Below are 18,840 nucleotides of genomic sequence, written 5' to 3'. Positions count from 1 at the left end.
TAGGGAACCACAGATGAATTTGCCCGATCCGCAAGCCTTTGCCAACTGGATGCAGTCCAATCCCATGGCCGCCATGATGCAGGATGTTGGCGCCCACATCAAGCCGGAGGCGATGGAGGCGCTCAAGCAGTCCTATCTGCAGGATTTCGGCGCGTTGTGGCAGGATTTGTTGGCCGGTAAAACCCCGGCCGTCAGCGACCGCCGTTTCAATTCGGCCGCGTGGCAGGGTAATCCGATGACGGCGTTTAACGCCGCCGCCTATCTACTGAACGCCAAATTTCTTAATGCGATGGTGGAAACCGTCGATGTCACGCCGCAGCAGAAACAGAAAATCCGCTTTGCCGTGCAGCAGATTGTCGACGCCATGTCGCCCGCCAATTTCCTGGCCACCAATCCGGAAGCGCAGCAGAAACTGATCGAAACCAAGGGCGAGAGCCTGACCCGCGGCCTGGCCAATATGCTGGGCGATATGGGCAAGGGCCACATTTCGCTGTCGGATGAATCGGCGTTCGAGGTCGGCCGCAACCTGGCGATTACCGAAGGCACGGTGGTGTATGAAAACCCGCTGTTCCAGCTGATCCAGTACACGCCAAAAACCGCCACCGTCAACCAGAAGCCGCTGCTGATGGTGCCGCCGTGCATCAACAAGTTCTACATCCTGGATTTGCAGCCGGAAAATTCGCTGGTGCGTTACGCGGTGGAGCAGGGCAATACCGTGTTCCTGATTTCGTGGAGCAATCCGGATAAATCGCTGGCCCGCACCACCTGGGACGATTACGTCGACCAGGGCGTGATCCAGGCGATCCGCGTGGTGCAGGAGATCAGCGGCGAAGACAAGCTGAATATGTTCGGCTTCTGCGTCGGCGGCACGCTGGTCGGCACAGCGCTGGCGGTGCTGGCCGCGCGCGGCGAGCAGGTCGCCAACAGCCTGACGCTGCTGACCACCTTCCTAGACTTCCGCGACACCGGCGTGCTGGATGTGTTCGTCGACGAAACCCAGGTGGCGCTGCGCGAGCAGCAGCTCAAGGACGGCGGCCTGATGCCGGGCCGCGACCTGGCCAGCACCTTCTCCAGCCTGCGCCCGAACGACCTGGTGTGGAACTACGTGCAGTCCAACTACCTGAAGGGCAACGAGCCGGCCGCGTTCGACCTGCTGTACTGGAACTCGGACAGCACCAATCTGCCGGGCCCGATGTTCTGCTGGTACCTGCGCAACACCTATCTGGAAAACCGCCTCAAGAGCGGCGAACTGGTGGTGGCGGGCGAAACCGTCGACCTGACCACCATCGACGCTCCGGCCTTCGTCTACGGCTCGCGCGAGGACCACATCGTGCCATGGCCGTCGGCCTATGACTCGCTGGCCATCCTCAGCGGCCCGACGCGCTTCGTGCTGGGCGCGTCCGGCCACATCGCCGGCGTGATCAATTCGCCGGCCAAGAACAAGCGCAACTACTGGACCAACGACAGCGGCAAGGCGGACAGCGCCGACGCCTGGTTCCAGGGCGCGGCCGAACACGCGGGCAGCTGGTGGCCGGAATGGTCGGCGTTCCTGAATGAAAACGGCGGCAAAAAGGTCAAGGCCAAAGCCAAGCCGGGCAACGCCAAATACAAGGCGATCGAGCCGGCGCCGGGCCGTTACGTCAAAGTGAAAGCCGACTAACTGGAAAAATTAGTTGCGTTGCAATAAAGGTGGAAACTTATATCAGATTGTGCAAGATATTCTGTTTCGCCTCTATAATAAGTAAAGTAGGCACGCGGGAAGGGGACTACCAGTTCGCTTCCTATCCGATATTTAAGAGACATGCGCTGCGGCGCAATAAACGGACTTGTGATGAGTAGTGCGAAAAAAAATGCTGACCGCCTGATCAAAAAATACCCCAATCGCCGGCTGTACGATACACAGACCAGTTCCTACATTACGTTGACCGACGTGAAACAGCTGGTGCTGGACAACGAGGTGTTCACCGTTGTCGACGCCAAGACAAATGAAGACCTGAGCCGTAGCATTCTGCTGCAAATCATTCTGGAAGAAGAGGCCAGCGGCGCGCCGATGTTCTCCAGCGACGTGCTGGCCCAGATCATCCGCTTCTACGGCCACGCCATGCAGGGCATGATGGGCTCCTACCTGGAAAAGAACGTCCAGGCCTTCACCGACATCCAGCGCAAGTTCACCACCGGCACCGCCGTTGGCGGCCAACCGTTCAGCCCGGAAATGTGGACCCAGTTCATGAACGTCCAGGGCCCGATGATGCAGGGCATGATGAACAACTACATCGACCAGAGCAAGAGCCTGTTCGTGCAGATGCAGGAGCAGATGCAGAGCCAGAGCAAGAATTTGTTCGGCACTTTCCCCTTTGTCCCGGTTCCGCCGACCGACAAAAAGTAATTTCGCTACGCAGCTTTGCAGTAGCCCAGCGGCACAGCACACCACGGTGGCTGTGCCGTTTTTGTAACTTGATTACAAAATTCCGATAATTCCGTTGACACCTCAATTTCATCAGTATTACTATTGACAACATCAAGTGGAAGCGCTTCCACTCCATGTTTCAGCGAAGGAGTTTTTGTGGTTGAAGAGATGTTCAATCCGCCGGCCGACTCGGTCTTGTGGAGCAAAGATTTCCTGATCGGCGCGGCCACCGCTGCCTATCAGATCGAAGGCGCAGTGCATGAAGACGGCCGTATCCCGTCGATCTGGGACACGTTCTCGGCCACGCCGGGCAAGACCCTGGCCGGCGATACCGGCGAAGTCGCCTGCGATCACTATCACCGCTGGCAAGGCGACGTCGAGCTGCTGGCCAGCCTGAATGTCGGCGCCTACCGGCTGTCGATCTCCTGGCCGCGCGTGATGACGCAGGATGGCCAGCCGAACGAGAAGGGCATCGATTTCTATCGCCAGCTGTTGAAGGCGCTGCGCGCCAAGGGCTTGAAGACTTACGTCACGCTGTACCACTGGGATCTGCCGCAGCACCTGGAAGACAAGGGCGGCTGGGTCAACCGCGACACCGCCTACCGCTTCGCCGAATACGCCGACATGATCAGCGAGCAGCTGGCCGGCCTGGTGGACGCCTGGGCCACGCTGAACGAGCCATGGTGCTCGGCGATGCACGGCTATGGCACCGGCCACCACGCGCCGGGCAAACAGGACGTGGTCTTCGCCACCCAGGCCATGCACCATCTGCTGCTCGGTCACGGGCTGGCGGTGCAGCACCTGCGCGCCAACGATCCGCAAGCGCAGGTCGGCATCGTCGCCAATGTGGGACGCGGCACCAGCACCGACAGCAGCGACGCCGGCCAGCGCGCCGCCTGGCTGTTCGAGCTGCAGCACAATAACTGGATCCTCGATCCGCTGCTGAAGAAGTCCTATCCATCGGCGCTGTGGGAGTTGTGGCCAGGCGCCGAGCCGACCATCCTGCATGGCGACATGGACATCATCGGCACGCCGCTGGACTTCCTGGGCATTAATTACTACTTCCGCACCAATGTGGTGAGCGACGGTCAGCACGGCTACACCGAAGTCGATCTGGAAGGCGTGGAGCGCACGCAGATGGGATGGGAAGTGTATCCCGAGGGCCTGCGCCACCTGCTGGTCGGCTTCCACCGCGACTACCCGAACCTGCCGCCGATTTTCATCACCGAAAACGGCATGGCCACCGATGACAAAGTCGTCAACGGTGAAGTGGACGACCACCAGCGCATTTCCTTCCTGCGCCGGCACCTGGCGGCGGTGGATGCGGCGGTCAAGCAGGGCGTCGATGTGCGCGGCTACTTTATCTGGTCGCTGATGGATAACTTCGAATGGGCCTTTGGTTATGAGCGCCGTTTCGGTATGATCCATGTCGATTACGCCACGCAGAAGCGTACGCTGAAGCGCAGCGCCAAATTGGTCACACAATTTTTGGCGGAGAGAGCCGCACAGTAAGCCGCCAGTAAGCTATCCGAATAAAATGGGCGCTCGACGCCCAATGGGAGACAGAATGTTGAAGGCCACAAAAGTGGGCAGCGCCATCGCGCTAGCCTTGGCAGTAAGCGGCGCGCCCGCCCAAGCGCAAGCGCCGTTGAAGGCAACCGTAATTCACTGGTGGACCTCGGGCGGCGAGTCCGCCGCCGTCAAGCAGTTTGCAGAAGCCTATAACAAGGCCGGTGGCCAATGGGTCGACCAGGCAGTGGCCGGCGCCGACCAGTCGCGCGCCACCACCATCAATCGCATCGTCGGCGGCAATGCGCCGACCGCCGCGCAGTTCAACACCTCCAAACAATTCCGCGATTTTGTCGAACAGGGATTGCTGAACAACGTGGACGACGTGGCGATCGCCGGCAAGTGGGACCAGATCATGCCCCCGTCGATCCTCCAGGCGATCAAGATCAGCGGCCATTTCTACGCCGCGCCGGTGGACATCCATATGCCGGCCTGGTTCTTCTACTCGAAGGCCGCGTATAAGAAAGCCGGCATCACCAACGAACCGCAGACCTGGGAAGAATTCCTCGCGCAGCTGGGCAAGCTGAAAGCCGCCGGCGTGGTGCCGCTGGCCTTCGGCGGCCAGGTGTGGCAGGAGAAGATCACCTTTGACGCCATCTTCGCCATGGTCGGCGGTTCGGACCTGTACCTGAAGGTGTACCGTGACCGCGACCAGAAAGCCGTGATGTCGCCGGCCTTCAAGCAGGTGCTGGTCGAATTCAAAAAGCTGAAAGGCTTTGTGGATGCCGGCTCGCCGGGCCGCAACTGGAACGACGCCACCGCCATGGTCGTGCAGGGCAAAGCCGGCGTGCAGATCATGGGCGACTGGGCCAAGGGCGAATTCGCCGCCGCCAAACAGGTGGCCGGCAAGGACTTCGGCTGCTATCCGGGCTTTGGTCCGAAGTCGCCGTACATCGTGGCCGGTGACGCCTTCGTCTTCCCGAAGACGAACGACGCCAATGCCATCAAGGCGCAAAAACTTTTAGCCAATGTGGTAACGTCTCCAACGGCGCAAGTGGCCTTCGCTGCGCGTAAAGGCGCGATCCCGATTCGCGGCGATGTGGACGAATCGCAGCTGGATATCTGCGCCCGTCAGGGCCTGGCGATCATGAAGGATAAATCGCGCCAGCTGCCTAACACCGAGATGCTGGCATCGCCGGATACCACCGGCGCATTGCAGGACGTGCTGACCAGCTATTGGAACAAGAACCAGTCGCCGGAAGACGCGCAAAAAGCGTTCGCCCGCGCGATCAAGGGCGAATAAGCCATGGCACAGAAACGTCAAAGCGTTTCCTTCGCGGCCTACATCGCCATGGTGCCGATGGCGCTGACCGTGCTGCTGGCCTACCTCGGCACCATGCTGTGGACGGCGCGCGTATCGGTGAGCAGCTCGCGCACCTTCCCGGCCAGCGATTTTGTCGGCGCCTCGCAGTACATCCGCTTGTTCAACAACGAGCGCTGGCTGCTGTCACTGCAAAACGTGGCGCTGTACGGCGTGCTGTTCATCGCCGCCTGCCTGGTCATCGGCTTTTTGCTGGCGGTGTTCATCGACCAGAAGGTGATGGCGGAAGGCGCGCTGCGTACCATCTTCCTGTATCCGTATGCGATGTCGTTCGTGGCCACGGGCCTGATCTGGCAATGGATACTGAATCCGGAACTGGGTATCCAGGAAGTGCTGCACAAACTGGGATGGACCAGCGCCAAATTCGACTGGATCGTCGACCAGGACATGGCGATCTACACCATCGTCATCGCCACTGTGTGGCAGGCTTCCGGCCTGGTGATGGCGCTGATGCTGTCCGGCCTGCGCGGCGTGGATGACGAAATCTGGAAGGCGGCGCGCATCGACGGCATCCCGCGCTGGCGCGTCTACACCAGCATTGTGCTGCCGATGCTGAAGCCTTCGGTATCGACTGCCTTCGTGCTGCTGTTCGTGATGGTGGTGAAGGTGTTCGACGCCGTGGTGGCGATGACGCAGGGCGGTCCTGGCACGGCCAGCGAAGTGCCGGCCAAATTCATCATGGATTATCTGTTCGGCCGCGCGAATATCGGCCTGGCTTCCGCCGCCTCGATCGTGCTGTTGTTGACGGTGCTGGCCATCGTCGCGCCGCTGTACTTCGTGCGCAATCGCCGCGCCGCAATGGGGGCATGATGGGACAAGTTGTGAAACTCGATAAAACTGCGGCCGAAGAAGCCGCGACTGCGGCAGCAGCACGCCTGGCCGCCGCCAACGACGCCAGCATCCCGACGCCACGTCCGCGCCGCAGCCCGGCATGGACGCCGGCCCGCCTTGGCGTGTACGGCTTCCTGATTGTGGCGGCGCTGTTCTTCCTGCTGCCGCTGTACGTGATGCTGGTGACGTCGGTGAAGCCGATGGAAGAGATCCGTCTCGGCACGCTGTTCGCGCTGCCGCAGCACCTGACGCTGGAACCCTGGGTGCAGGCCTGGTCCTCGGCCTGTACCGGCCTGGAATGCGGCGGCATCCGCAGCGGCTTCTGGAACTCGGTGGCCATCGTGGTGCCGAGCACCATCCTGTCGATCGCCATCGGCGCGGTGAATGGCTATGCGCTGTCGTTCTGGCGTCCGCGTGGCGCCGGCGTGCTGTTCGCGATCCTGATGATGGGCGCCTTCATTCCGGTGCAGGTGATGATCTATCCGCTGGTGCGGGTGCTGGCGTCGGTGAATCTGTTCAGCTCTCTGCCGGGCATCATCATCATCCACACCATCTTCGGCATGCCGGTGATGACGCTGTTGTTCCGCAATTACTATGCGGCGCTGCCGATGGAGTTGTTCAAGGCGGCGCGCATCGACGGCGGCGGTTTCTGGCGCATCTTCCTGCAACTGATGCTGCCGATGTCGACGCCGGTGATCGTGGTGGCAGTGATCATGCAGGTGACCGGCATCTGGAACGACTTCCTGCTTGGTCTGGTGTTTGCCGGCTCGGAGCATCTGCCGATGACGGTCCAACTGAACAACATCATCAACACCACCACCGGCGAGCGCCTGTACAACGTGAACATGGCGGCGACCATCCTGACGTCGATCGTGCCGCTGGCGCTCTACTTTATTTCTGGCCGCTGGTTCGTGCGCGGCATCGCCTCTGGCGCTGTGAAGGGTTAAATCATGTCTAACGTAGCTATTCGTAATTTGCAGATCCAGCTGGGCGGCAACAAGGTGATTGAATCGCTCAACCTCGATGTGAAAGCAGGGGAGTTCGTGGTGCTGCTGGGGCCTTCGGGCTGCGGCAAGTCCACGCTGCTGCACAGTATCGCGGGCCTGATCGACACCAGCGCCGGCCAGATTGAAATCGGCGGCAAGGACATGACCTGGGCCGATCCGAAAGACCGCGGCATCGCGCTGGTATTCCAGTCCTATGCGCTGTACCCGACCATGAACGTGGAAGCGAATATGTCCTTCGGCCTGCGCATCAACGGCACGCCGAAGGCGGAGATCACCCGCCGCGTGGCGCGCGCTTCCGACATGCTGCAACTCGGCCCGCTGTTGAAGCGCAAGCCGGCCAACCTGTCGGGCGGCCAGCGTCAGCGCGTGGCGATCGGCCGCGCCATCGTGCGCGAAGCGGATGTGATGCTGTTCGACGAGCCGCTGTCCAACCTGGACGCCAAGCTACGCACGGAATTGCGGCGCGAACTGAAACAGCTGCACAAGCAGCTCGGCGCCACCATGATCTACGTGACCCACGACCAGGTCGAGGCGATGACGCTGGCGCAGCGCATGGCGGTGATGAAGGGCGGCGTGGTGCAGCAGTTCGACACGCCGGACGTTATCTACAACACGCCGGCCAATCTGTTCGTGGCGACCTTCCTTGGTTCGCCGGGCATGAATCTGTTCAAGGGCACGCTGGAGCAGCAGGGTGGTAAGGCCATCTTCAGCAACCAGCATCTGTCGGTCGACGTGACCGGCTATCCATTCAAGCAGCCGCTCACCGGCAAGCACGATTGCGTGCTCGGTGTGCGGCCGGAGGACATCGACGTCGGGCATGGTGACGGCGTCGCTGGCAGTGCAGCGGTGCGCGCATCGGTCTCGCTGATCGAGGCCATGGGCGCGCACCGCGTAGTGTGGCTGGACTTCCACGGCACCCAGGTTGCGGGCATCGTGCAGGACCAGTTGCAAATCGAGACCGAGAAGGACATCAATTTCTCGATCCGTACCAATCGTATTTCCCTGTTTGACGGAGCCAGCGAACAGCGGCTCTAAAGCAAAACCCGGGGTCAGTTCTGCCAAATGCACACGAGCCCATGTACATTTGGCAGAACTGACCCCGAATTTCCGTAGTTGCTAAATTACCGGGTCTGCCATGGTATGGCCCGACGCCTAGGTGCGTCTTGTGGTGGAACCGGTTCCACTTGGAATAAGCGAGGAGACATCAATGAAAAAAACAGTTCTAGCTTTAAGCATCGCCCAGATGATGTTGAGCGGCGGCGCAGCATACGCGCAGCAGCAACAGCAACCACCTGCAGCCGCCACCCCGGCCGCCGGCGACAACATGGAGAAGATTATCGTCACCGCCACCCGCCGCGACACGCTGGTGCAGGATACGCCGCTGGCCATCACGGCCTACACGCAGGACACGCTGGCCAACAACCAGGTCAAGGATCTGGCGACCATGACCGCCATGGTGCCTAGCCTGGTTGTGGAGCCGCACAGCGATTCGGGCGGCGTCCACGTCTACATGCGCGGCGTCGGCTCGGCCAATCACACGGAGCTGGGCGACCCGGCGGTGGCGTTCTATGTGGATGGCATCTACGTGCCGCGTCCACAGGGCGCCACGGCGCTGATGTATGACCTGAACCACGTCGAGGTGGCGCGCGGCCCGCAAGGTACGCTGAACGGCCGGAACTCGACCGCCGGCGCGGTCAACCTGGTGTCCGGCGCGCCAAGCACCGCCAAGGTGTTCGGCTCGGCCAGCGTCACCATCGGCGACTACCACCACATCCAGACGCAGGCCATGATCAACATCCCGCTCAGCGACGACATCGCGCTGCGCATCGCCGCGATCAAGGACCAGCATGACGGATATGTCGATTTCCTCAAGGGCTCCAACGTATCACCGGGCGCGCAGAAGTACGGCGCCGGCAACCAGTCGGGCGCGCGCGCCTCGCTGCTGTGGAAGTTCACGCCGGAGCTGAAGGCGACCTTTATCGCCGACTATTACAGCGACACCGGCGCCGGCAACATCTACCTGTCGGCCGAACCGAAGCCGGGCCAGAATCTGCGCTCCGCGCTGATCGATACGCCGGGTAACCTGGACCAGTCGATCATCACCGCCAAGACCAAGGTCGAATGGCGTCCGGTGGAAGGCATCGCTACCCAGTATCTGGGCGCGTGGAGCCGTTTGAAACGGACCAACGCCAGCGATGCGGACGCCGGCTTCTACCCAGGCTTCAAGGCCGAGAACCGCACCGAATGGTCGCAGTTCGACAGCGTCTCCAACGAGGTGCAGGTGCGTTCGGAATATGACTCGCCGTTGCAATGGGTGGGCGGCCTGTTCTTCTTCCGCGAGAAAAACAAGGTGCGCTTCGACATCGACCGCAGCCAGATTTCCGAAGCCATGCTGGCGCAGGATATCGCCAACGGCAGCGTGATCTTCGTGCAGCCGACCGTGGGCCAGTACGCCTCGGCCATGTCCTTCATCCAGGGCGACCGCGAGCTGCATTCCAAGGCCGCCTTTGCGCAAGCCAGCTACGATATCGATCCGGTATGGAAGCTGACCGCCGGCGCGCGCTACACCAAGGACCACAAGTTCGACATCGGCGGCCAGAACTGGGCCTGCCCGAACTGGCCGGACAACGCGCCGCGCGGCGCCACCCTGACGCCGAGCCAGATCGCGCAACTGGTCACGCCAGGCGTCGGCACCATCAATACCCACAACATTGGGCCGGGCGGGGTGGTGAATCAAGCCACTTGCGGCAATACCTACGGCGACAACACGGCCGACCTGGCATACGGCCAGGCCACCTGGCTGGGCCGCGTGGAGTACAAGGTATCGCCGGATATCCTGACCTTCGCTTCGGTGACCACCGGCTTCCACTCGCCGGCCATCGGCGACGGCGGCGCCACCACCAAGCCTGAAAAGCTGACCAGCTATGAACTCGGCTTCAAGTCGGACCTGCTGAACAAACAGCTGTCGCTGAACATCGACGCCTTCTGGATGAAGTACAAGGACAAGCTGGAGTCGCAGGTAGTCAACAACACGCTGCAAAACTTCAACGCCGCCGGCGCTTCGGTCAAGGGCGTGGAGGCAGAATGGATGTGGCGTCCGACCAGCGTCGACCGCTTCAGCGGCAACGCGACCTGGCTGAAGGCGCGCTATGACGACTTCCTGTCCTGCGACGTCGATGCGGCACGCGCCAATGGCCAGGCCTGCGGCACCACCGCGCCGACCGTCAACGTCGGCGGCACCGTGCTGAAACACGCGCCGACCTTTGCGAGTACGCTGATGTACGAGCGTGATTTCGACATCGGCAAGGGCCGCATCACGCCGCGTATTTCGGCGCACTACGAAACCAAGTCCTTCGTCGGATCGGGCGCATTTGCCAACGACGTGCCGGGCCATCCAGGCGTGAAGATGCAGGATTCGTACACCACGCTGGACCTGAGCGTGCGCTTCGAGCCACGCAACAAGGCTTACACGGCGGAGCTGTTCGTCAACAATGCCACCGACAAGGAAGTGAAGTACGACGCGATCGAAGTCTGCACGCAGGTCGGCGCGCCATGCCAGCCGACGCAGCAGATCTGGGCCGCGTACTACAACAACCCGCGCACCTTCGGCGGCCGGGTGTCGGTCAAGTTCTGATAGCAGTAAGGGGTAAGTAGTCTTTCGGGCTGGCGGCTCCCCTCGCCAGCCCTTTTTTTATGCTTGCACCCCTAAGCGTCGCGCAGAGGTCGGGGTCTGACCCCGTACGGGGTCAGCCCCCTGCGTGGCCCTGCGGGGTTCAAGAGTGGGGCGCGACCGAGCCGCGCATGGTGACGGTCACCGGAAACGCGCGCGAAATTTCGTGCTGGGTGCCGTAGCAGATGTTGAGCAGCCAGCGCACCGCATTCTGGGTCAGCTGCTGCATCGGGATGTGCACCGAGGTCAGGCCCGGTGACGAAAATTCCGCCGAATAGTCATCGTCATAGCCGACGATCGACACGTCGTCCGGCACGCGCACGCCGGCGCGGTGGAAGCACGACATCGCACCAACCGCCATCTCATCATTGGCGCAAAACAGGCCGGTGAACTGGCAGCCTTCGTTGACCAGTTGCTGCGTGGCGCCAAAGCCGCCTTCGCGCGAGAAGTCCGATGCGATCAGGCGCACCGCATCGCGTTCGATGCCGTGGCGCGCCAGCTCGTCGAAGAAGCCATTCAAGCGCTCCTCATTGTCCGAAGTGCCGACCGGGCCGGAAATCACCGCCAGCTGGCGATGGCCGGCATCCAGCAAAGTGCGCGCAGCCAGTTCGCCGCCGTGGTAATGGTCCGGGCAGAACGACGACGCCTCCAGCCCCGGACTGCGGCGGTTGAGGAAGGCCATCTTCGGATGCATCTTGTGCAGCATCTGCATGTCTTCGTCCAGCAGGTCGTGACCCAGCACCACGATGCCGTCGCAATCGCGGCCGATCAGGAACTTGACCGCTTCGATGGCTTCATCGCGCGGCGAGCCGTCGCCACAACCGGTGGCCACCACCACGTGGCGGCGCATGGCGCGCAGTTCGATGTCGGTTTGCTTGAGGATGGTGCCGTAGTAGGCGCCGAAGAAGGAGGGGCAGAAAATGCCGATCATGCCCAGCGACTGCGCCGACAGCGAGCGGCCGATGGAGGAGGGGCGGAAGTTGAGTTGCTCGATGGCGGCTTGCACCTTCTTCATCGCTTCCGCCGAGACCGGGCCGGCGCCGGAAATGGCGCGCGATGCTGTCGACATGCCTACACCAGCAAGCATTGCGACGTCTTTCAGTGTTGCCACACAATCTCCTCTAGCAATGGGCGTTAAGCCACTATCGTAACATGGTATAATCGTCGATTGCTCGTAATTATTGTGAAGCTTTAGGCAACCATATGCAATCGCAACCACTCTCCCGTTTTCCCCAGCCAGCCGCCGGCGCGCCAGCACCGAAAGTGGGCTTTGTATCGCTCGGCTGCCCTAAAGCGCTGGTCGACTCCGAACAGATCCTGACCCAGCTCCGTGCTGAAGGTTACGAGACCGCCAAGTCCTATGCCGGCGCCGATCTGGTGATCGTCAACACCTGCGGCTTCATCGACGCCGCCGTGCAGGAATCGCTGGACGCCATCGGCGAAGCGCTGGCCGAAAACGGCAAGGTGATTGTCACCGGCTGCCTGGGCGCCAAGAAGGACGCCGCCGGCGACGACATCATCACCAAGGTCCACCCGAAGGTGCTGGCCGTCACCGGCCCGCACGCGCTGGCTGAAGTGATGGATTCGGTCCACCTGCACCTGCCTAAGCCGCACGAGCCGTTCATCGACCTGATTCCGGCGCAAGGCATCAAGCTGACGCCGAAGCACTACGCTTACCTGAAAATCTCGGAAGGCTGCAATCACCGCTGCTCGTTCTGCATCATTCCATCGATGCGCGGCGACCTGGTGTCGCGTCCTATCGGCGAACTGCTGCTGGAAGCGGAGAACCTGTTCAAGTCGGGCGTCAAGGAACTGCTGGTGATTTCGCAGGATACCTCGGCCTACGGCGTGGACGTCAAGTTCCGCACCGGTTTCTGGAACGGCCGTCCGATCAAGACTCACATGACGCAGCTGATGGAAGCGCTGGGCGAACTGGCCAAGTCCTACGGCGCCTGGGTGCGCATGCACTACGTGTATCCATACCCGCACGTTGATCAGGTGATCCCGCTGATGGGCGAACACATTTTGCCGTACCTGGACATTCCGATGCAGCACGCGCATCCGGATGTGCTGAAGCGCATGAAGCGTCCGGCCAGCGGCGAGAAAAACCTGGACCGCATCCTGGCCTGGCGCAAAATGAATCCGGACCTGACCATCCGCTCGACCTTCATCGCCGGCTTCCCTGGCGAGACGGAAGAGGAATTCGAATACCTGCTGGACTTCCTGAAGGAAGCGCAGATCGACCGCCTGGGCTGCTTCGCCTACTCGCCGGTGGAAGGCGCCACCGCCAACGAACTGGCTAATCCAGTGCCGGAAGAAGTGCGCGAAGAGCGCCGTGGCCGCGTGATGCTGCTGCAGGAAGAAATCTCCAAAGCGCGCCTGAAAGCGAAAGTCGGCAAGACCGTCCGCGTGCTGATCGATGAAGTCAACCGCACCGGCGGCGTGGGCCGCTCGGCTGCCGACGCGCCGGAAATCGATGGCGTGGTGTACGTCAAACCGCCGTACGAACCGCACAAGAAGCTGGTAGTCGGCCAGTTTGTTGACGTAAAAATCACGACCTCGGATGCCCACGATTTGTGGGGTGAGGCGCTTTAAGGCGTTTTTCACGGCACATCCACTATAATAAAGGCGGACCGGCGTTATCGCGGTCCGCCTTTTTTTTGTTAGTGAGCCTTATGCGTGACTTGAAACTCCCGGCGGCGCTTGCCGCCTGCCTGCTGGCCGGCCTGCTGGCGCGGCCTGTATTGGCCGCCGACGCGGCCGTCATGCTGGAAGAGATGACCAGCACCGAGCTGCGTTCCCGCATTGACGCCGGCGCCACCACCGCCATCATTCCGATCGGTGGCACCGAACAAAGCGGTCCCTATATCGCGCTGGGCAAGCACAATGTGCGCGCCACCGTGTTGGCGCGGATGATCGCGCAAAAGCTCGGCAATGCGGTGGTCGCCCCGGTAGTGGCTTACGTCCCGGAAGGCAGCATCACGCCGCCGGCTGGCCACATGAAGTTTGCCGGCACCTTGTCGATTCCCGAAGCCACCTTTGAAGAGCTGCTGGTCGCCACCGCGCAAAGCCTGCGCCAGCACGGCTTCCGCCGCATCGTCTTCATCGGCGACCATGGCGGTTACCAGAAAAGCGAAACCCGCGTGGCGCAGAAGCTGAACAAGGCCTGGGCCAAGGATGGCGACGCTGCGGCCCTGGCGCTGCTGGCCTATTACGACGTCACGCAGGAACCGTTTATCGCCGATCTTGAAAAGCGCGGCTACAGCAAGGCCGAAATCGGCCTGCATGCCGGCCTGGCCGATGCGGCGCTGATGCTGGCTACCGATAAATCCCTGGTGCGTACCGAGGCGCTGGCCAAAGGGCCGTCGCCGACCGCTGCGCAAGGCGTGCGCGGTGACGCGCGCCGCGCTACCGCCGAATTGGGCAAGCTTGGCGTGCAGCGCATCGTCGACGCCTCGGTGGCAGCGATTTCCGATTTTGCGGCGCATGGCGCGCCGTCTACTTCTAGTAAAGCATCCAAATGAAAACTAATCGTATCGTCTTGGCGGCGCTGGCCGTCGCTGGTTTGATCGGCGCTGGCGGTTTGCTGGCTGTCGCCAACATGGAGAACGCGCAGGCTGCACAAGCCGCGCCGGCCGCCGGTGCGGCGCCCGCGGCGCCGGTCAACGTCTACGCCGGCATCGGCCCGGCCAATATGAGTCCTGCAGTCAAGGACCAGCTGCAGCGCGTCTACGTGCCTAATCTGCGCTCCAACGACGTGTATGTGATCGATCCCGAAACGCTGAAGGTGGTCGACAAGTTCAAGGTCGGCGTCGGCCCGCAGCACGTGGTGCCGGCCTACGACCTGCAAACGCTGTGGGTGGCGAATAACGCCGAGCGCACCAACAAGGGCAGCCTGACGCCGATCGATCCACGCACCGGCAAGCCTGGCCCGCAGGTGGCGGTGGACGACCCATACAATATGTACTTCTCGCCGGACGGTAAATCCGCCATCGTGGTGGCGGAAGCCTTGCACCGCCTGGACTTCCGCGATCCGAAGACGATGGCGATGCAGTACGCGATCGATGTGCCGCAATGCGGCGGCATCAACCACGCCGACTTCTCGCCGGACGGCCGCTACGCCATGTTCACCTGCGAATTCGATGGCGCCGTGGCGCGCATCGACCTCGCGGCGCGCAAGGTGGACGGTTATCTGAAGCTGTCGATGCCGACTACGCGCTTCTCCGAAAAAGACCCGATCGACCAACTGCTGGCGAATGAGGTGTGCAGCAAGAAGAAGGGCATGCCGCAGGATATCCGCGTCTCGCCGGACGGTAAACGTTACTACATCGCCGACATGGACGCCGACGGCGTGCACATCGTCGATGCGGCCACCTTCACCAAGGTAGGCTTCATCCCGACCGGCGTTGGTGCGCACGGTCTGTATCCAAGCCGCGACGGCACCAAGCTGTATGTGGCCAACCGTGGCACGCACAATATCCACGGCAAGCGTAAAGGCAAGGGCCGCGTGACGGTGATTGACTTCGCTACCGAAAAAGTGGTGTCGCAATGGGCGATTCCCGGCGGCGGCAGCCCGGACATGGGCAACGTCAGCGCCGACGGCAAATATCTGTGGCTGTCCGGCCGCTTCGATGATGTGGTGTACCGCATCGACACCGCCAACGGCGACGTCAAGCAGGTCAAGGTCGGCCAGGAGCCGCACGGCCTGACCGTATGGCCGCAACCGGGCCGCTACTCGCTGGGCCATACCGGCAATATGCGCTGATGGCGACCATGAAGAAATCGCCGCAGACGGCGCTGATCCACACGGACTACAAGGCGCCGGAAGGCTTCGACGCTTTCCCGGTCGGCATCCATCACGCCTCCACGGTGCTGTTCAAGAATGTGGCGGCGATGCGCTCGGGCGAATGGAAAGACAAGAACGCCTATACCTACGGGCTGCATGGCACGCCGACCACGTTTACGCTGGAGGCGCGGCTGGCGGAAATCGAGGACGGCAAATACTGCCTGCTGGCGCCGAGCGGTCTGGCCGCCATCTCGATGGTGGATTTCGCGCTGCTCAAATCCGGCGACGATGTGCTGTTGCCGGATAACGTCTACAACCCGAATCGCGAACTGGGGCGCTGGCTGTCGGCCGATTTTGGCATCACCGCGCGCTATTACGATCCGCTGATCGGCGAGGGCATCGCGGCGCTGATCCAGCCGAATACAAAGCTGATCTGGACCGAGGCGCCGGGATCGGTGTCGATGGAAGTGCCGGACTTGCCGGCCATCTGCAAGGCGGCGCACGAGCGCGGTGTGCTGGTGGCGCTGGATAATACCTGGTCTGCCGGCCTCGCGCTGCGCGGTTTCGATCTGGGCGTGGACATCATCATGCAGGCGCTGACCAAATACCAGTCTGGCAGTTCGGATGTGCTGATGGGCGCCGTCATCACGCGCGACCGCGAGCTGCACGACCGCATCAGCCTGGCGCATATGCGGCTTGGCCTGGGCGTGGGTGCGGACGATGCGTATCTGGTGCAGCGCGGCTTGCCGACCATGCGCCTGCGCTTCGACGCGCACGACGCGGCGGCGCGCAAGCTGGCGGCCTGGCTGCAAACGCGGCCCGAAGTCACCAAGGTGCTGCATCCGGCGTTCCCGGAATGTCCCGGCCATGAAACGTGGAAGCGCGACTTCAGCGGCGCCGGCGGCCTTTTCTCGGTGATCTTCGACGAACGTTATACCGAAGCGCAGACCGACCGCTTTGTCGATGCGCTCAAGCTGTTCAAGATCGGCTATAGCTGGGGCGGCGCCAACAGCCTGGTTATGCCATATCGCATCCAGCATATGCGCAAGGACTGGACCGACAAGGGCATACTGATACGCTTCAACGTGGGCCTGGAAGACGTACATGATTTAATCGCCGACATCGAGCGGGCATTTGAGGAAATGGCATGAGCAAGTTCTGGAGCAAAGTGGTTCACGGCCTGACGCCATACACGCCGGGTGAACAGGTGCAGATGCCTGGCCTGGTCAAGTTGAACACCAACGAAAATCCCTACGGCCCGTCGCCCAAGGCGGTCGCCGCGATGCAGGAAGCGGCCGGGGATGGCTTGCGCAAGTATTCCGATCCGTCTAATGCGGTGGTGAAGGATGTGGTGGCGCGCCGCTTCGGGCTGACGCGCGAGCAGGTCTTCGTCGGCAATAGCTCGGACGAAGTGCTGGCGCATACCTTCCACGCTTTGCTCAAGCACGACTTGCCGCTGCTGACGCCCGATATCAGCTACAGCTTTTATCCAACCTATTGCAGCCTGTATGGCATTGAGGCGGTCTACGTTCCGCTGAACCAGCGCTTTGAGATCGATGTCGCTGATTACGCGCAGCCATGCGGCGCGATCATCCTGGCCAACCCGAATGCGCCGACCGGCATTGCGCTGTCGCTGGCGCAGATCGAGGCGCTGCTGGTGGCGCATCCGGAGCAGGTGGTGGTGATTGATGAAGCCTATGTGGACTTCGGCGCGCAGAGCGCCGCTGCGCTGCTGGGCCGCTTCGATAACCTGCTGGTGATCCAGACGCTGTCCAAATCGCGTTCGCTGGCTGGCTTGCGGGTCGGCTTTGCACTCGGCCATCCGGATCTGATTGCGGGTCTGGAGCGCGTGAAGAACAGCTTCAATTGTTACCCACTCGGTCAGGTGCAGCAGGCCGGCGCGGTCGCGGCGCTGGACGATGTGGCCTATATGGAGCAGACGTCGAACGCCATCATCGCCAGCCGCGCGTGGCTGACGGCGCAGATGCAGGTGCTGGGCTTTGAGGTGCTGCCATCGGCGGCTAACTTCATCTTCACGCGTCATCCGCAACATGATGGCGCGCAGTTGGCGGCGGCGTTGCGCGAGCGCGCCATTCTCGTGCGCCACTTCAAGTCGGCGCGTATCGACCAGTTCCTGCGCATCACCATCGGCACCGATGAGGAATGCGCCAAGCTGGTGGTGGCGCTCAAGCAAATCCTGGCTTAATCCCGCACCACGCCGGACGGGCCGATGCGCTGGGCGTTCGGCACGTCCGACATGCGGATGCGGATCAGGTGGCGGCGCTCGTCGGTGTAGGTGGTGCGGCCGTGCAGCATGCGGTGGTTATCGGCCAACATCAGCGTGTCGGTCGGCAGCTGCTCCATGAAGCGCGGCGCTTCCTGCTCGGCCACGCGGTGCATGAGCTCCACCGAATCGGCCAGCGCAGGACTGTTCATCTCCGGCCGCGCCGCCAGGCCTTTCTTGATCGCGTCATACCGCCAGCGCATGGTGAAGCGGTCGCCCTCCCGCACCGGCGGGCCAAACACCGGCGCCACATGAAACTCCATCGTCTCATCACCCGCCGCATACACAGCCGGCACTCGGAACGGCAACGGCGTTGTGCGCAGCAGTTCAAACGCCGCCGCACCCTCCGGCGTGCGATGCAGCGCGGTGTAGATATCGTCCGCATCGATCAAGGTCGAATGGCCGCCGTGGCACTGCGCCGCATTCACCACGTACAGAATGAACTGCTCCTCCGGCATCGGATAGAACGACGAATCGGTATGCATATCGGCGCTGCCCACGCGTTCTGAGAATGTGACGAAGCGGCCGTCAATGCCGGTCTCCGGCCGTGCCTTGACGTCCCACGCCACGCGGCCGGTGCGCTGGTCGGTGGAGGTGGGGTAGCCGAGCATCAGCGTCAGCGCGTACAGCACGGCGTTGCGGCGCTCTTCCGGCAGGCCGCTCAGGCCCAGCCCGCGCAGCACCAGCGCATTGCCATCCAGCCCACGTATCCGTTCGCTCAATTTGCGCAGCGTGGCCACTTCCTTCAGCTCCTGGCGCAGCGCCACTTCGTCCGGATGCGGATAAAAACCATTGTCATTAAAACTATCGAATCGCCTGCTTAATAGCTCATGGATAATATTGAAATCATTATTCCACGAGAAATCCGCCTCCGCCTGCGCGATGTTTCCTTGATATTTAATTGATGCCAACATGATTACCTCCCCCGGTTGATTGAATTTATTCTAGGGGATTTTTAATAATCG

Annotated in this window: 15 protein-coding genes; 13 read left to right on the top strand and 2 right to left on the bottom strand. The window is 61.9% G+C overall.

The window, feature by feature from the left end:
- Positions 1–13 precede the first annotated feature (13 nt).
- The 8 genes from phaC (at position 14) to GTP69_RS26675 (ending at position 10,769) form a co-directional block, all read left to right on the top strand.
- On the top strand, positions 14–1,660 hold the full coding sequence (gene phaC, locus GTP69_RS26710) for a class I poly(R)-hydroxyalkanoic acid synthase (protein WP_161057723.1): 1,647 nt from the start codon (positions 14–16) through the stop codon (positions 1,658–1,660).
- Positions 1,661–1,831: 171 nt separating this feature from the next.
- A complete protein-coding gene (gene phaR / locus GTP69_RS26705) occupies positions 1,832–2,386 on the top strand; it encodes a polyhydroxyalkanoate synthesis repressor PhaR (RefSeq protein ID WP_110847625.1) in 555 nt (184 codons plus the stop codon).
- A gap of 189 nt (positions 2,387–2,575) precedes the next feature.
- Positions 2,576–3,919 (top strand): GH1 family beta-glucosidase, encoded by a 1,344-nt coding sequence (locus GTP69_RS26700; RefSeq protein ID WP_161057752.1) that lies wholly within the window; start codon positions 2,576–2,578, stop codon positions 3,917–3,919.
- A gap of 55 nt (positions 3,920–3,974) precedes the next feature.
- The gene (locus tag GTP69_RS26695) at positions 3,975–5,219 is read left to right on the top strand and encodes an ABC transporter substrate-binding protein (RefSeq protein ID WP_161057722.1); all 1,245 of its coding nucleotides are present in this window, start codon (positions 3,975–3,977) and stop codon (positions 5,217–5,219) included.
- Between the two features lie 3 nt (positions 5,220–5,222).
- Entirely contained in the window at positions 5,223–6,107 is an 885-nt protein-coding gene (locus tag GTP69_RS26690) for a carbohydrate ABC transporter permease (RefSeq protein ID WP_161052249.1), read from the top strand.
- An 89-nt stretch (positions 6,108–6,196) separates the two neighbouring features.
- A complete protein-coding gene (locus tag GTP69_RS26685; RefSeq protein ID WP_371868147.1) occupies positions 6,197–7,075 on the top strand; it encodes a carbohydrate ABC transporter permease in 879 nt (292 codons plus the stop codon).
- A 3-nt stretch (positions 7,076–7,078) separates the two neighbouring features.
- Positions 7,079–8,170: an ABC transporter ATP-binding protein gene (locus GTP69_RS26680; protein ID WP_161057721.1), complete on the top strand. Its 1,092-nt coding sequence runs from the start codon at positions 7,079–7,081 to the stop codon at positions 8,168–8,170.
- A 172-nt stretch (positions 8,171–8,342) separates the two neighbouring features.
- Complete coding sequence (locus GTP69_RS26675; protein WP_161057720.1) at positions 8,343–10,769, top strand: TonB-dependent receptor; 2,427 nt, start codon at positions 8,343–8,345, stop codon at positions 10,767–10,769.
- 139 nt (positions 10,770–10,908) lie between these two features.
- Here the strand turns inward: GTP69_RS26675 and GTP69_RS26670 are convergent, their stop codons facing one another.
- Positions 10,909–11,916, bottom strand: coding sequence for a LacI family DNA-binding transcriptional regulator (locus GTP69_RS26670; RefSeq protein ID WP_161057719.1), 1,008 nt, complete (start codon positions 11,914–11,916; stop codon positions 10,909–10,911).
- Positions 11,917–12,008: 92 nt separating this feature from the next.
- Here GTP69_RS26670 and rimO point away from each other — a divergent pair, with 92 nt between their 5' ends.
- The 5 genes from rimO to hisC all read left to right on the top strand — a co-directional run bounded on the left by rimO (position 12,009) and on the right by hisC (position 17,797).
- On the top strand, positions 12,009–13,400 hold the full coding sequence (gene rimO / locus GTP69_RS26665; RefSeq protein WP_161057718.1) for a 30S ribosomal protein S12 methylthiotransferase RimO: 1,392 nt from the start codon (positions 12,009–12,011) through the stop codon (positions 13,398–13,400).
- 80 nt (positions 13,401–13,480) lie between these two features.
- Positions 13,481–14,329, top strand: a complete 849-nt coding sequence (locus GTP69_RS26660) for a creatininase family protein (protein ID WP_161057717.1) — start codon at positions 13,481–13,483, stop codon at positions 14,327–14,329.
- Positions 14,326–15,570 carry a YncE family protein gene (locus GTP69_RS26655; RefSeq protein WP_161057716.1) on the top strand — a complete coding sequence of 415 codons (1,245 nt, stop codon included), beginning with the start codon at positions 14,326–14,328 and terminating at the stop codon, positions 15,568–15,570. Before GTP69_RS26660 ends, GTP69_RS26655 begins: the two co-directional genes overlap by 4 nt.
- A complete protein-coding gene (locus tag GTP69_RS26650; protein WP_161057715.1) occupies positions 15,570–16,742 on the top strand; it encodes a cystathionine beta-lyase in 1,173 nt (390 codons plus the stop codon). The genes GTP69_RS26655 and GTP69_RS26650 overlap by 1 nt, the downstream gene beginning before the upstream one ends.
- A complete protein-coding gene (gene hisC, locus GTP69_RS26645; RefSeq protein WP_161057714.1) occupies positions 16,739–17,797 on the top strand; it encodes a histidinol-phosphate transaminase in 1,059 nt (352 codons plus the stop codon). The genes GTP69_RS26650 and hisC overlap by 4 nt, the downstream gene beginning before the upstream one ends.
- Here hisC and GTP69_RS26640 read toward each other — a convergent pair.
- Positions 17,794–18,789, bottom strand: a complete 996-nt coding sequence (locus GTP69_RS26640; RefSeq protein ID WP_161057713.1) for a TauD/TfdA family dioxygenase — start codon at positions 18,787–18,789, stop codon at positions 17,794–17,796. The two genes, hisC and GTP69_RS26640, sit on opposite strands and share 4 nt — an antisense overlap.
- Positions 18,790–18,840 lie beyond the last annotated feature (51 nt).

This window comes from Duganella levis (genome assembly GCF_009857605.1).
GTDB lineage: Bacteria > Pseudomonadota > Gammaproteobacteria > Burkholderiales > Burkholderiaceae_D > Rugamonas > Rugamonas levis.
The sequence above is the reverse complement of the archived record's forward strand: the minus strand, read 5'-3'. Positions and strand labels throughout refer to the sequence as shown.

Bases quoted from the DNA above. Each gene is read 5' to 3' on its own strand.
- phaC (WP_161057723.1), top strand. From the start codon at position 14: ATGAATTTGCCCGATCCGCAAGCCTTTGCCAACTGGATGCAGTCCAAT.
- phaR (WP_110847625.1), top strand. From the start codon at position 1,832: ATGAGTAGTGCGAAAAAAAATGCTGACCGCCTGATCAAAAAATACCCC.
- GTP69_RS26700 (WP_161057752.1), top strand. From the start codon at position 2,576: ATGTTCAATCCGCCGGCCGACTCGGTCTTGTGGAGCAAAGATTTCCTG.
- GTP69_RS26695 (WP_161057722.1), top strand. From the start codon at position 3,975: ATGTTGAAGGCCACAAAAGTGGGCAGCGCCATCGCGCTAGCCTTGGCA.
- GTP69_RS26690 (WP_161052249.1), top strand. From the start codon at position 5,223: ATGGCACAGAAACGTCAAAGCGTTTCCTTCGCGGCCTACATCGCCATG.
- GTP69_RS26680 (WP_161057721.1), top strand. From the start codon at position 7,079: ATGTCTAACGTAGCTATTCGTAATTTGCAGATCCAGCTGGGCGGCAAC.
- GTP69_RS26675 (WP_161057720.1), top strand. From the start codon at position 8,343: ATGAAAAAAACAGTTCTAGCTTTAAGCATCGCCCAGATGATGTTGAGC.
- rimO (WP_161057718.1), top strand. From the start codon at position 12,009: ATGCAATCGCAACCACTCTCCCGTTTTCCCCAGCCAGCCGCCGGCGCG.
- GTP69_RS26660 (WP_161057717.1), top strand. From the start codon at position 13,481: ATGCGTGACTTGAAACTCCCGGCGGCGCTTGCCGCCTGCCTGCTGGCC.
- GTP69_RS26655 (WP_161057716.1), top strand. From the start codon at position 14,326: ATGAAAACTAATCGTATCGTCTTGGCGGCGCTGGCCGTCGCTGGTTTG.
- GTP69_RS26650 (WP_161057715.1), top strand. From the start codon at position 15,570: ATGGCGACCATGAAGAAATCGCCGCAGACGGCGCTGATCCACACGGAC.
- hisC (WP_161057714.1), top strand. From the start codon at position 16,739: ATGAGCAAGTTCTGGAGCAAAGTGGTTCACGGCCTGACGCCATACACG.
- GTP69_RS26640 (WP_161057713.1), bottom strand. From the start codon at position 18,789: ATGTTGGCATCAATTAAATATCAAGGAAACATCGCGCAGGCGGAGGCG.